This is a genomic window from Cohnella sp. LGH (assembly GCF_017671885.1).
GTDB lineage: Bacteria > Bacillota > Bacilli > Paenibacillales > Paenibacillaceae > Cohnella > Cohnella phaseoli.
Genome location: NZ_CP072117.1, coordinates 1482182 through 1495277, shown reverse-complemented (window position 1 = coordinate 1495277; position 13096 = coordinate 1482182). Strand labels below are relative to the sequence as shown.

At 51.0% G+C, this 13096-nt stretch carries 13 protein-coding genes and 1 tRNA gene; 10 read left to right on the top strand and 4 right to left on the bottom strand.

What is annotated here, in order from left to right:
- Positions 1-17: 17 nt before the first annotated feature.
- A complete protein-coding gene (locus J4772_RS05900; protein ID WP_209074525.1) occupies positions 18-758 on the bottom strand; it encodes a hypothetical protein in 741 nt (246 codons plus the stop codon).
- Positions 759-1012: 254 nt separating this feature from the next.
- Between J4772_RS05900 and J4772_RS05895 the strand changes: the two genes are divergently transcribed.
- The 7 genes from J4772_RS05895 (at position 1013) to J4772_RS05865 (ending at position 5867) form a co-directional block, all read left to right on the top strand.
- Positions 1013-1585 (top strand): xanthine phosphoribosyltransferase, encoded by a 573-nt coding sequence (locus J4772_RS05895; protein WP_209074524.1) that lies wholly within the window; start codon positions 1013-1015, stop codon positions 1583-1585.
- Between the two features lie 83 nt (positions 1586-1668).
- Positions 1669-2004 (top strand): hypothetical protein, encoded by a 336-nt coding sequence (locus J4772_RS05890; protein WP_116059002.1) that lies wholly within the window; start codon positions 1669-1671, stop codon positions 2002-2004.
- An 87-nt stretch (positions 2005-2091) separates the two neighbouring features.
- Entirely contained in the window at positions 2092-2307 is a 216-nt protein-coding gene (locus tag J4772_RS05885; RefSeq protein WP_116059001.1) for a hypothetical protein, read from the top strand.
- A 159-nt stretch (positions 2308-2466) separates the two neighbouring features.
- Positions 2467-2553: transfer RNA gene (locus J4772_RS05880), tRNA-Leu, on the top strand.
- Between the two features lie 495 nt (positions 2554-3048).
- Entirely contained in the window at positions 3049-4278 is a 1230-nt protein-coding gene (locus tag J4772_RS05875; protein ID WP_247741033.1) for an NADH-dependent flavin oxidoreductase, read from the top strand.
- On the top strand, positions 4263-5114 hold the full coding sequence (locus J4772_RS05870; protein WP_247741032.1) for a glycoside hydrolase family 113 protein: 852 nt from the start codon (positions 4263-4265) through the stop codon (positions 5112-5114). The genes J4772_RS05875 and J4772_RS05870 overlap by 16 nt, the downstream gene beginning before the upstream one ends.
- Positions 5115-5198: 84 nt before the next feature.
- Positions 5199-5867, top strand: a complete 669-nt coding sequence (locus J4772_RS05865; protein ID WP_181917445.1) for a TetR/AcrR family transcriptional regulator — start codon at positions 5199-5201, stop codon at positions 5865-5867.
- Positions 5868-6017: 150 nt separating this feature from the next.
- On the opposite strand, the gene J4772_RS05860 is transcribed toward J4772_RS05865, so the two are convergent.
- Genes J4772_RS05860 through J4772_RS05850 form a run of 3 tightly spaced genes read right to left on the bottom strand, consistent with a single transcriptional unit; the run spans position 6018 to position 9333 of the window.
- Positions 6018-7619, bottom strand: a complete 1602-nt coding sequence (locus tag J4772_RS05860) for a response regulator (protein ID WP_209074522.1) — start codon at positions 7617-7619, stop codon at positions 6018-6020.
- Positions 7594-8619 (bottom strand): sensor histidine kinase, encoded by a 1026-nt coding sequence (locus tag J4772_RS05855; protein WP_209074521.1) that lies wholly within the window; start codon positions 8617-8619, stop codon positions 7594-7596. Before J4772_RS05855 ends, J4772_RS05860 begins: the two co-directional genes overlap by 26 nt.
- 27 nt (positions 8620-8646) lie before the next feature.
- The gene (locus J4772_RS05850; protein ID WP_209074520.1) at positions 8647-9333 is read right to left on the bottom strand and encodes a hypothetical protein; all 687 of its coding nucleotides are present in this window, start codon (positions 9331-9333) and stop codon (positions 8647-8649) included.
- A 221-nt stretch (positions 9334-9554) separates the two neighbouring features.
- Between J4772_RS05850 and J4772_RS05845 the strand changes: the two genes are divergently transcribed.
- From J4772_RS05845 to J4772_RS05835, 3 genes are read left to right on the top strand one after another with little or no spacing between them, the layout of a single operon-like run.
- Positions 9555-11252 carry an extracellular solute-binding protein gene (locus tag J4772_RS05845; protein WP_209074519.1) on the top strand — a complete coding sequence of 566 codons (1698 nt, stop codon included), beginning with the start codon at positions 9555-9557 and terminating at the stop codon, positions 11250-11252.
- Between the two features lie 10 nt (positions 11253-11262).
- Positions 11263-12183, top strand: coding sequence for an ABC transporter permease (locus J4772_RS05840; RefSeq protein WP_209074518.1), 921 nt, complete (start codon positions 11263-11265; stop codon positions 12181-12183).
- Between the two features lie 17 nt (positions 12184-12200).
- Complete coding sequence (locus J4772_RS05835; RefSeq protein WP_209074517.1) at positions 12201-13079, top strand: carbohydrate ABC transporter permease; 879 nt, start codon at positions 12201-12203, stop codon at positions 13077-13079.
- The last annotated feature ends 17 nt before the right edge of the window (positions 13080-13096 follow it).

Below are 13096 nucleotides of genomic sequence, written 5' to 3'. Positions count from 1 at the left end.
GGTTAGAGTTTTATATTTTAGCGATGAAGCAGCTTAAGCGAAATGACTTTCTGCGTATCGGGGTCCAGATCAAGCTTCAGCCAGCCTCCGGTAACTTCCAGAGACAGAACGTTCGTCTTTACGTCTCCGGGGATCCCGAGCGCTTCCGCGGCTTGCGAGCCCTTCATGCCGTAATCGAGACTGTCGATTCCCGTATCGGCAATTCCGGAGTTGATCTCGATATAGACCACCTTATCCCGTTCGTTCAGCCCGACGGACATGCCGTCGTATTCCCATATTTCGATCGTCTCGTCGTCTCCTGGAAGCGGGTAGGTCTCCACGGGCAGCCCGTAGCGATGGACGACCTCTTTGTCCGTATTGCCAAGCTTGAGATGGGCGAGCGAAGGAGATTTCGTCAGAAAAGTAGGCTTAACAACGTCCTCTTCCGGTTCCTCCTGCGATGAAGGCGGATGAGCGGTTGCGGCTTCGACGGCTGACGACGATTGCTCCGGCGAGTGGCTTGGGGCTGTCGCAGGCGGCGTTACGTCGGGATCTGGTTGGTCCACGACCGTTGGCGCTTGGCTGACAGCGGGAGAATGGGAAGCCGCAGGCGGAGCTTTCACATCCGTAGGCTTCGTCGGCGAAGGCGAAGCGGATGCCGTAGACAAAGCTGTATGCGAATGGGAATCATTCGAAGGAGACGAAGTGCATGAGACCAAGCTGGCGGACAGAAGCAGAGCGCTCCATAGTCGCATGTAAACGGGCAGATTGATCGTCATGTTGTATCCCTCCTTGAAGTTCCCTACATCTATATAAGACATGACATAAGCTGGAAAAGTTTCGAGCGTTTGAAATTATTTTATAAATTCATTCTAATGTCGCATAAAGTCAAAGATTGTTAGGTCTTTAGTATTGCATTTCATATGACATCTTGGTCAGTCCATCTTCCAGAAAAAATGTGAAATCCGTTATTGCACAGGGCAAAAGGATATGGTACGTTAAACGGAAACGACAACGGGTGGTGGGGAAGACGATGGAGATTCTCAAGGAAAGAATTTTGAAAGAGGCTAGCGTCATAAATGCAGGGGTGTTGAAGTTGGATTCTCTGCTCAACCATAGCGTCGATCCGCAATTGACGATGGAGATGGGCAAGGAATTCGCTTCGAGATTCGCCGGGGAGCCGATTACGAAGGTGATTACGGTGGAATCCTCGGGCATTCCCGTCGCGTTCGCTACCGCGCTGCAGCTTGGCGTTCCGCTAGTGTTTGCACGCAGGAAGAAGACGCTGATCGGCGAATCCGATGCTTATTGCGAGCGAGTTCCTTCTTTTACTAAAGGTATCGTTACGGATCTGATCGTATCCCGTCACCTGCTGAGCGAGAACGACACCGTACTGTTCATCGACGACATTATCGCCAACGGCGATGCGGCGCGCGGATTGATCAAAATCATTGAGCAATCCGGAGCCAAGCTGAACGGGATCGGCATCGTCATCGAGAAATCGTTTCAGGCGGGCGGCAAGGCGCTACGGGAGCTAGGATACCGCGTGGAGACGCTTGTGAAGATCCAATCCCTGGAAAACAACACGATTACATTCGAAGATTAGCAAATCGGGCGGCTTCCGACCTTCCGATCTTGGCGGCAATAACGTATAATAGGATTATTCTGCAGATGGGGAGGCGAACAGCAATGGAAAACTCGAATCCAGTCAATTTGCCGGTCGACTTCTTCCTGAACAAGCTGGAAGAGGCTAAAATTCATTTCGAGCGCGCGCTCGATTGCAAGCATACGGAGTTTGACGATCTGTATCCTTATATGATTGAACATCCGCAATTTTTCTGGTACAAACGCTATGTCGCCTGGTCGGAGTTGCTCACGATCGTGAAGCTTTGCGAGGAACTGGAGCTTCCATGGACGGATAACTTTGCATCCCACCAGGCAGAATACGTGCAGGGAAGAGTTATGTCCAGCAAAGTGCTCGACTGCTGGTACGAAACGAACGATTCGAAGGAACACGTCGGGTAACAAGAGCCGGCGACGACACCGGAAAACCCGCTCGACTTTTGTCTTGCGGGTTTTCCTGCGTCAGCGGACAAAGGAGGATGAAGCATTATGCTGAATGACGAACAATTGGACAAGCTGCGGGTGGACGGAACGAAGATTCGGGTCGTGCGCGACGCGCTTGCAGAAAACGACATAAGAGGGATCGTCGTCGCTTGGGACGATGAATATGTTTTGATTCGACGGCCTAATCGCAGGGTCATCAAGGTGAAACGGTCATATCCGATCCAACTGGCCAGCGAAGAACGCAATTGGTCTCTCGAATGAGCGAGGGTGTCAATATTAACTGAAAATTAGAACATTGGCTTGTCTGCTTGACTTCGCTCGGAAATTTGTGCTATTTTAATATACGTGATTTCGATAAGGAACTCCCACCGCCTCAGCACTAACGGTGCAGACGACCAAGCGCGAAGCTCACAACAATATGCGGTCATGGCGGAATTGGCAGACGCGCTGGCTTCAGGTGCCAGTGGTAGCAATACCGTGGAGGTTCGAGTCCTCTTGACCGCACCACCTTAATTATAACAAGCTCTTGAATTTGTCCTCGGGACAGTTCAAGAGCTTTTTGCATACTCGGGATTTTGCAAAGGGTTGCTCATGACCTGTGCAGATGAAACTTTTGAAAGATGTCATAAGGTGGACGGAACTCATTTTCTATGAAGTGGAGGGTGAGCCCAAACGGTATGCTGATTTGAAGTAAAATATTGAGGGTATCACCTGAAAAATGCCAACCCAGACGGTCCGCCAATTGGAAAGGGACGGACTCACATAGGATCAGCTGGTTCAGCGAAACGTAAGCATCGAGCGGTAATGATTGGAGAGGAGGATATTCATGCCATGGATCCGGAAGCGTTGTTGCAATGCAACTATCCAGAAAAGGATGAGGGATTTGACAAGGTGAAGAGGCGGTGACATAATTTTTATATTGAATAAATTATTCAATCAAAAAATGGGGGTGTTGCAGGAAGATTTAGCGCTCCTAAATTTTATGGAAATGAAGGGATTCATTTGAAGGATGAGTTTCTACCGCTGTTCGAACCTTTTGATCTGCCGAGTGGGGTTCGGCTAAAAAACAGAATTGTGATGGCGCCAATGACCCATACGGCGTCCCATTTGGACGGCTCTGTTTCAGAAGTCGAAATCAAATATTATGTACGACGTGCAAGAGGGATCGCTATGCTTATAACGGGTTCGGCATCGGTTATGGCAAACGGAGGCTTTCCGGGATCAGCAGCAGCCGACCGAGACGAGTTGATCCCGGGCTTGCGAAATCTCGCTTCTGCGATTCAGAGCGTAGGCACTAAAGCTGTATTGCAAATCGCTCATGGCGGCCGCAAATGTCCGCAGTTTATAGATGATATTGTGGGTCCGAGCTCCGTCCCAGAACCTAAAGAAGGTGCTATTGTCCCTCGTGAGTTGACCGCCGAAGAAATCCCTGACATTATCCGTGCTTTCGGCGAGGCGACAAGACGAGCGATTGAAGCGGGGTTTGACGGAGTGGAAATCCACGGTGCCAACGGATTTCTCATTGAACAGTTCTATTCGCCCCATGCTAATAGGCGTGATGACGAGTGGGGAGGATCAAGGAACGAACGAATGAGATTCCCTTTAGCAGTGGTAGATGAGGTTAGACGTGTCGTCCAACTGCATGTCAAAAAATCATTTATCGTTGGTTATCGGATAACACCTGAAGAAGCCGGGACGCCGGGTATTACGATGGATGACACGTTGGCGCTCGTCCAAGCTCTTGCGTTGAAGAAAATGGATTACCTCCATGTTGCGCAAAATGACATTTGGTCGGGTCCTCAGTTCGCTAATGGCGACACTCGACCGTGCCTTGAAATCATTAAAGAAACCGCCGGCAATCTTCCTATTATCGGGGTCGGGTCGATTCGTACAGCTGAAAATGCCGCTCAGGCATTACAAACGGGGGTCCCTCTGATTGCTCTAGGGAGAGAACTTATTATGGACCCTGAATGGTTGAAGAAAATAGCGCAAGGGCGCGAAGACGACATCAAAACAAAGCTAGTTATCATACCAAGGAGGAAATTTCAATGCGAGGAAAAGGTATTACGTATGAGACAGGATTTATTAATGAGTCGGGCACCATTACCCGTGAGAGCTTTAATGCCACAATCGTCGAGCGCGAGATGCGCATTATTCGGGAAGACCTGCACTGCAATGCGGTCCGTGTCACTGGCGGCGATGCGGATCGTTTGGAGATGGCGGCCAGATTAGCAGCCATTGCCGGATTGGAAGTGTGGTTTTGCCCTTTCACATGCGGTCTGACCATTGACGAGCAATTGGATTTTATCGTCGATTGTGCAGAGCGTGCCGAGCGGATACGTCAACTGGGAGCGGAGGTCGTATTTCTCACCGGATCTGAGATTAGCATTTTTACTGTCGGGTTTCTGCCCGGTGAAACACTTCAAGAAAGACTATCCTTGTTTGCAGCTCCAGAGAGGCTTCGCGAGGTATTGACTACAATACCCTTGCAGATTAATGAGTTTTTAAGCAAAGTCGTTGCGCTTGTCCGGGAAAAATTTGGTGGAAAGCTCAGCTATGCCTCGCTTCCTTATGAAGGGGTGGATTGGTCGCCCTTTGACATCATCTCGACCGATGGAGGATACAGGTCGGTTGAGGTTGCCGACCAAATTATCGCTGGCACGCGAGCTTTGCTGGCTGGAGGAAAACCTGTAGCGATAACTGAATTCGGGTGCACCACCTATCGCGGTGCGGCTGACCTGGGGGGACGCGGCGACAAGATCATTGTATGGAACGATGCAGGCAGACCGCTCAGACTCAACGGCAACTATATCCGTGACGAGGCTGAACAAGCCGCATACATTCATGAACTGCTGGACATTTACAACAGGGAAGGGGTCGACTATACGTTTGTATGTTCTTTCGCTTATTATCATCTACCACACCGCAGTGACCCGCAAGAAGACTTGGATATGGCCAGCTTCGGGATTGTGAAGGTATTTGAAGACCGTATGGGTTATACGTATTCCGATCTGCCTTGGGAACCCAAGATGGCATTTGCCACCCTCGCTGACTACTATCGCGGTTGATCGCATCTTGCTTGAGATTGACAAAGTAAGGTGGCGGTATAATAATGGTTTTATAGTTGAATAAACTATTTAATCAATAATGGAGTGATAACAATTCCACGAACGGAAGAAGAAAATAAACGTGTAAGAGAGGCACAGCGTATAAGCATCCTGGAAGCGGCGAAAAACATCTTTGCCCGCAAAGGCTGGTCAACTACAATCACAGATATTGCCTCTGCTGCTAGCGTAAGTCCAGGCTTGATTTATCATTACTTCGTGAACAAAGAAGCTATTTTTTGTGAACTGTTAGGTCAAACTATCCAATCTGATTTGGATATATTCCAGCAGCTCATGCAATCCGGGGATACGGCTGCGCAGCGTCTGGAAATGCTGATCTCCAGCATGCTTAAATTCAGGCAGGATCAAATTAAACAATTCGGAATTACTGTACAGGCTGCGAAGGAAACCTCGTCGTCCGGCAACGAACTTGAAATCATGCGGAGGATTTTCAAAAATCTAAAAAACAATGATTCAAAAGCCAAGGATTTGCAGGAACTGATGATGAAACGAGTTCAGACCGTGCATGAGATTGTATTGCAATTGATTGTTGAGGGCCAAAAAAACGGAGAGTTTGCTTCAGATCCGCCTCCCAAATTGGCCTTGATGATCTTCCAATCTATCCAAGGCTTAACTACGCTTGCACTCGACAAGCCAGAAGAATATGAGCAACATTATCCTTATACAGACATAATCATGCGGATGCTGTATTCGTAGAAACTTTTAGGATTTTTATAGAAAGAGGGGAGGATTTTAGTACTAATTATACTCGCCGTGTTAGTCTCTTCTGTTTGCTCTTCGTATCATCGTCTTTTTAGTAACGGAGGTGCCACACAGGAATTCTCCTCGTGGCACCTTTTTCACGTCTTATTTATTCCGAAACTCATGAGGAGTCAAGCGAAAATGCTCTTTGAACACCTTGATGAAATAGGCAGTGTTCTGGTAACCTAGTTCGGCTGCGATATCCTGAACTTTCTCGTTTGAATGATTCAACAGGTACACGGCTCGTTCCATACGGATTCGAAATAAATAGTCTGTGATGCTTTCTCCGGTTTCCTGGCGATAGATTTTAGCGGCGTAGGAAGGATGAAGGTAGATGTGTTCGGCCAAATCTTGCAGGGAAATGCCTTCGGACAAATGGTCGTCGATATATTCCCTTATTTTCTTGACCAGTTGGGTGCGACCGTTCTGCAGCTTGAGATCGCTGTCTTCTTGAATAAGGGCTAAAGTGCCGAACGCCCAGCGATTTAATTCAAGCGCGGAAGCGAACGGCTTGAGATGGAGCGCGCCGGTCAGGTTATGGCCGGGAGCGACGTCGGACAGCGTTTTGTCGCTTTTGTGCAGAAGATGGAGGAAGGATTGCGCGATCATAAAATACGCCTCAAGCAAGTGTTCCTGCGAATGGCTCCAATCCGCCTGCAGTTCGTCGAAGATCCCTGTGAGCTTGGCTCTAGCGTCATCCCATCTTCCGGCTTCGAGCATATGGAGGAGCGACGGCGGCTCGTACAAGCTGCGCAGGGCGCCTGTATCGGCAGCTTTGATCGGCCCCGGAGGAATAAAGCAATCGCGATCATGGCCGACCGTCTGGAGCAGCGTAGAGACGAGCGATTGATACGTTTCCGAAATGCGCTGCGGGAATGCGTCCTCCGCACTCAGAATAAGGGACGCTCTGCCCTTTAAATACGTTCGGACGCAATGCTGAATTTCCGGCCCGAGTTGGTTGATGAGCTGCGTTTGGTGCAAGGGGCTGTCGGCGCACAGCAGGAACACGAGGTAGTCGTGCTCGTCCTTGCAATGCCACAGCTTGAACTGAGCCCCCAATATTTCGCTGACGATGTTGATGACGGAATATTCGTACAAGGAGCGATCCTGTATATTTTCCGTGCTGAACTCTTCCTCCAACCGGACGAGCAGCAGGCTGTAATTGCCGCCAAGGGCATAGGGGAGCTCAAGCTCTTCGAGCTTGTTGTTCAATTCGTCGTCTGTGTATTTGATGCCCCGGATCAGATCGAACGCCAGCTTTTCCCGCAGTAAGACAAGGTTTTCCTTTAACGTCCGGGAAGCCTTCGTATAGGAGCTGATCTCCATCCATCTTGAATCCACGGCGGACACCGCCTTGCGAACGGCTTCCTCCAGCTCCCGGAAATCGACCGGCTTCACAATATAGTCGACAGCCTGGCTGACTACAGCTTGCTTGGCGTAATCGAATTCTGCGTAACCCGACAGCACGATGCATGCCGTGTTGCTGCGGGTCGCCTTGATGCGCCGAATGAGCTCCAAGCCGCTAAGTCCCGGCATCCGGATATCCGTAATGACGATGTCAATGGCATGCTTGTCGAGCAGTTCGAGCGCCTCATACCCATCGGCCGCCGTGAAGACGGCGTCGATGCCCAACGCACCCCAATCGACAACTTCAACGAGCCCTTCGACAACCGGCATTTCATCATCCACGATAAGCACTTGATGCATGTGCAGATCCCTCCATTTCATTGTTCCATCGAATCACGACACGCAGCCCGCCAAGAGGCGAGGTTTCCACCGTCAATCCCGAGTCTCCCTTGAACTGATGGGACAACCTCTGGTGAACATTCCAGACGCCGAGTCCCATGGACGCATGCGGTTTTTTTAGTTTCAGACGCTCGTTCATGCCGGAGATCCCTTCCTTGTCCATGCCGATACCGCTGTCCTCGACAATAATGACGTAATGTCGCTCCTCTTCCACACCTTTAATGCGAATGACGCAAGGGCCCGGTTTATGATCCACGCCGTGAAAGACGGCATTTTCCACCACGGGCTGCAGGGTAAGTCGGGGTAAGCGCGCCGCTTGCATGGATGCGGGAACGTCCAGCTCGTAGTGCAAGCGCCGCATGCGCAAGCTCAGAATCGTCAAGTAGTTCGCGATCATGCTTAACTCCTCTTCCAATGTCGCCGCCTGTTCCTCCAGTCGGGTCGTATAACGGTAATAAGAGCCGAGGTTTAAGATCATGGCCGACACGGCTTCTTTGTCTCCGCGTTGGTTCATGACATGCACGAAATTTAAGCAGTTGTAAAGAAAATGAGGATTGATCTGCGCTTGCAATTGCTTAAGATGCGATTCGCGCGAGCGCAGCTGTTCCTGGTATACATTTTCGATTAGCGCCTGAATCTGCTCGGCCATTTGGTTGAACTGGATGTGAACGATCCCGAATTCGGTATGACGATCCGTAGAAATCCGCGTCGTATAATCTCCTGTTTTCATCTTCTGAAAGCTGCGAAGGAGCTGCTTGAGCGGAATGCGAATGTTGCGATACAATGCAGCGACCAGAATAATGTTGCCGATGAGCAGTATGGCGACCGAATAATAGAAGATTTTCTGGTTGGCTTGGATCGGTGCGATAATCGTCTCAAGAGGCATATAGTCGACCGCCTGCCAGCCCAGATTATTGGAGCGGACGTAGAATAAAGAATATCTTTTGCCGTTCAGCGACACGATCCGATTGCCGCTGCTCCCCAGCTCCTATCCCCGCAACTGCTCAACAAGCTCCGCGACAAGCGCTGCCTCTGACGTGGAGTTGGGGATAATGCCGGAGTCGGCTGCATAGAGAAAAGGGTCTCCCCGACTTTGGCTCTTGAATTCATCCAGCATTCGGACCAGATTCGTGCTGGAAAAAGTCGTAGTCATGATGAACCCTTTGTCGGAGTTGTAAATTTTTTTGAGCGGATCGGCGATTGAAATGGAGAAATCATATTGGTTTTTCGCGCCGCTCTGTCGATAATGCCAGGTTGCGTCGACAGCGTTAGCGGACGTAGGATCGTGGAGGGAGCCATAAGGAATCGACAGTCCGTTCTGCGGGAATACCAGCATGATTTTGGGGTCCCAGTTGCTTGCGACGCTTTGCAGCCGCAGCTTTTCATCTGTTTTTTTGATCATGGCTGCGCGTTCGGAGGCTTTCATCATATCGAGATTTTTCAGCAGGGAAAAATCGGGGTCGGACATAAGCGTAACGGAGTTCAAGGCCAACTGATCGATCGTCGTTTCGAGCTGGTTTGCGAAGAAGTTCAGCCGGTTTAGCGTCGCGCTCCGGATTTCATTCTCTACGACCCGAATGCTGACTCGATTCGAGTAGCTGTGCAGGATCAGAATCGGGATAAGCATGGCGACAATCCAGAAGACAAGCTTCTGGAACGAGTTAAACTTCATCATCGGGTTGGCGTCTCCTCTGCTGTCGAATAAGAGAGTCGGAACAAAATAAATCTATGGTTGTAACAATAGCACATCTGAAGTTCACATGGTTCTATCCGTACCGGTAAATCCGCAAATCAGATTGAATAGTTATACTTTTATCCTCGATCTTATATTTCGGGCTGCCGATTTCCGGGGCTAGAATGAGGGAGTACCAACCACAACACGGAAGGGGTAACAAAATGAAACTCAAGAAACAATCGATCTCTATTGCCATCGCGACGACCCTGCTGCTCTCGCTGCTAACGGCATGTTCGTCCTCCGGCAACGACGGGACAAGCTCGCCGACGAACGAACCGACGGCGAGTGCAACTGCGCAGGCCAGCGCCAGCGAAGAAACCGGCAGCGGCACGAACGGCAAGTTCGATCCGCCGGTTACGATTAATACCGTGGGGTGTGTGGTCGGAACGGAGCTGTTCAAGGGGGACGAAACGCAGGAAAACAACGTTGCGACCAAGTGGGCCAAGGAAAGCCTAGGCATCGACGTGAAGTACATGTGGATGACGAAGGAGGATCAGTGTTCATCAAAAATCCGTCTGGCTCTGTCATCCAATGAGGCGCTGCCGGACGTGCTGTTTACATACGATCAGCAACTGGTCGCAGATCTCACGCAGTCCGGAAAGCTGATGGACCTCGGCGAAGCGTTCGACAAGTATGCCTCGGACGAATTCAAGTCGTCGCTAAGCGATGCCACGCTCTGGTACAAAGGGATGAAGGACGGCAAACGGTACGCACTGCCGGTTCTTGAGTCCAGGCACCAGAATGAGCCCTTGTTCTGGTTTCGTGAAGATTGGCTGAAGAAGCTTGAGTTGCAGGCGCCGAAGACGATCGAGGATTTGGAGGCGGTAATGGACGCCTTCGTCAATCGAGATCCCGACGGGAACAACGAGAAGGATACGGTCGGCATTTCCCTCGGCTTTGCCAATGGCTTTAATCAGAACATGGCGGATACGAGTTGGCTGTTCGGAGCGTATGGCGCGATGCCCGGCTTCTATATCAAGGGGGCGGACGGCAAGCTGGTCTACGGCTCGACGCAGCCCGGAGCGAAGCAGGCGCTCGCCAAACTGCGCGATTGGATGCAGAAAGGCTATGTCGGCAAGGACGCTTTCTCGCAAGGCGGAGGCGAGGCGGCGGCGCTCGTAACCAATGGCAAATCCGGCATTCTGCCCGGCCCATATTGGCAAATCGTGTGGCCGATCCAGGACGTGGCGAAGACTAATCCGGGAGCGGAGATGAGGGCGCATTCGGTTCCATCCGCTGCGGATGGAACAATCGGATTCAGAGGAATCGGCGTCGACAACAGCTTTGTTGTCGTAAACAAGGATTTCAAGCATGTTGACGCGCTATTCGCCTATTTGAACAAGCTGTACGAAGGCATGAACTTCATTCCCGGCAGCGAGTTCGCGAACGGATTTTTTGAAGGATACGACTACGTGATGCAAGACGGGAAGCCGGTGTATGACGGGTCCAAGGTGGAAGGCGGTCTCCTGGACATCCGCCGCAACTTCATCGTGCCGCCTCCGGCGAATGCCGACGCATTGTTCAACAACATGGTCAAGCTTCACTCGGGCGTCGAGCCGACAACGCCTGCCGAGATTTATGCGTCGGGTGCTTATCCGAAGGAAACGTGGGAAGCGGCAGCGCTGCTCGATCAGGTGAAGGATCGCGCCATCTATAACCAGTTCAAAGGCGTGCCGACTCCAACGATGCTGACCAAAGGCGACTACTTGTCCAAGCTGGAAAGCGAAACGTTCAGTAAAATTGTGTTTGGCGAACTGCCGATCGATGCGTTCGACAAGTTTGTTGAAGACTGGCAAGCTGGCGGCGGCGAGCAAATTCTCCAGGAAGTCAACGCCTGGTATGCGTCTGTAAATCCGTGAGGCGGTAACGATGAATTCACAAGCAAAGAAAGCCGCCCGCTGGAATTTCAGCAGAACGTGGCCGCTGCACCTATTGTTGCTCCCAGCCTTGCTGCTGGTTATCCTGTTCAACTACTTGCCAATGGGCGGCTTGGTCATCGCTTTTCAGGATTACAAGCCGTGGACAGGCTTCGCCAATTCGCCATGGGTCGGCTGGGACAACTTCCGCCTGCTGCTCGACCGGCCCGATAGTATACAGGTCATCCGAAATACGGCTGTCATCGCGATTGCCAAATTGTTGTTCAGTTTAGTCGCATCCGTCCTGTTCGCGCTGCTGCTGAACGAAGTTCGTCAGCGCCTCTTCAAGAAGGCGGTGCAGACGATCGTATACTTGCCGCACTTTATTTCATGGGTCGTCCTGTCGGGCGTGCTGATCGACGTATTGGCAGTCAAAGGCATTGTGAACGGATTGCTCCAGGATCTGTTCGGAATCGAGCCTGTGCTGTTTCTGGCCAACGGCGACTGGTTCAGAATTACGGTTGTCGTGTCCGATATTTGGAAGGAGTTCGGCTTCGGCACGATCGTGTTTCTGGCCGCGCTCGCCGGCATTAACCCGTCGCTCTATGAAGCGGCGGAGATGGACGGGGCGAGCAGGCTGAAGATGACATTGCACATTACGCTGCCGGGGATTCTGCCTATGATCATCGTCGTGTTCACCTTGTCGCTGGGCAACGTGCTGAACGCAGGCTTCGATCAGATCTATAATCTGATCACTCCGCTCGTATACGGCAAAGGCGATATTATCGATACGTTCGTGTACCGTACGGGAATTCTTAGCGGCCAGATGAGCTTCGCCACGGCGGTCGGTTTATTCAAATCGGTAATCGGGTTTGTTCTTATCGTCGTCTCTTACCGCTTGGCCTACAAATTCGCAAGATACACCATCTTTTAGATTCGGAGGCCGCTGGGGTGTTTTACAAAAATAAATCTTACCGCACGTTCTACTGGTTTAATGCCGTACTGCTGGCGGTGATCGCATTGGTGTGCGTGCTGCCGCTCGTTCACATCTGGGCTGTATCGTTCAGCTCCAGCGCGGCGGCGAACGCCAATATCGTCACCTTATGGCCGATCGACTTCACAACGGACGCTTATCTGAAAACGTTGGCCAATTCGAACTTCGGCAAATCGATTATCGTCACCGTACAGCGCACGCTGCTAGGTACGGCGATCGGTATGGCGATTACCGTGGCAAGCGCCTATTCGCTCTCGAAACCGGCGAATGAATTCAAAGGCCGAACGTTGTATGTATGGTTGTTCGTGTTCACGATGCTGTTCAGCGGCGGTCTGATTCCGGGATACATTTTGATCCAGAAGCTGCACCTGATGAACACGTTGTGGGCGCTGCTGCTCCCTGGGTTCGTGAATGTATGGAATATGATTTTGATGTTGAATTTCTACCGCGCATTGCCCAAAGAGCTTGAGGAAGCGGCATTCATGGACGGCGCCGGCTATATGAGAGTATTGTGGAGCGTTTACTTGCCGATTTCGCTGCCTGCCATCGCTACGCTTAGTCTGTTTACGATGGTTGGGCACTGGAACGCCTGGTTCGACGGGTTGATCTACATGACGCAATCGGAGAGATGGCCTCTGGCCACGCTGCTGCAATCGATTATCGTGGGCGCCGATTTTACGCGAATATCGCTGAATCCGTCGGATTTGGTGAACATTTCCGAACGAACGGTCAAAGCCGCTCAAATCTTTATTTCATTGCTTCCGATTGTGGCGGTGTATCCGTTTATTCAAAGATATTTTGTGAATGGCATCGTCATTGGTGCGATTAAGGAGTAGCAAAGTTCATGAGGAGG

Excerpts from the sequence above, each read along its gene's own strand:
- J4772_RS05900 (WP_209074525.1), bottom strand. The coding sequence starts at position 758 with ATGACGATCAATCTGCCCGTTTACATGCGACTATGGAGCGCTCTGCTT.
- J4772_RS05895 (WP_209074524.1), top strand. The coding sequence starts at position 1,013 with ATGGAGATTCTCAAGGAAAGAATTTTGAAAGAGGCTAGCGTCATAAAT.
- J4772_RS05890 (WP_116059002.1), top strand. The coding sequence starts at position 1,669 with ATGGAAAACTCGAATCCAGTCAATTTGCCGGTCGACTTCTTCCTGAAC.
- J4772_RS05885 (WP_116059001.1), top strand. The coding sequence starts at position 2,092 with ATGCTGAATGACGAACAATTGGACAAGCTGCGGGTGGACGGAACGAAG.
- J4772_RS05870 (WP_247741032.1), top strand. The coding sequence starts at position 4,263 with ATGGCGGCCAGATTAGCAGCCATTGCCGGATTGGAAGTGTGGTTTTGC.
- J4772_RS05860 (WP_209074522.1), bottom strand. The coding sequence starts at position 7,619 with ATGCATCAAGTGCTTATCGTGGATGATGAAATGCCGGTTGTCGAAGGG.
- J4772_RS05850 (WP_209074520.1), bottom strand. The coding sequence starts at position 9,333 with ATGATGAAGTTTAACTCGTTCCAGAAGCTTGTCTTCTGGATTGTCGCC.
- J4772_RS05845 (WP_209074519.1), top strand. The coding sequence starts at position 9,555 with ATGAAACTCAAGAAACAATCGATCTCTATTGCCATCGCGACGACCCTG.
- J4772_RS05840 (WP_209074518.1), top strand. The coding sequence starts at position 11,263 with ATGAATTCACAAGCAAAGAAAGCCGCCCGCTGGAATTTCAGCAGAACG.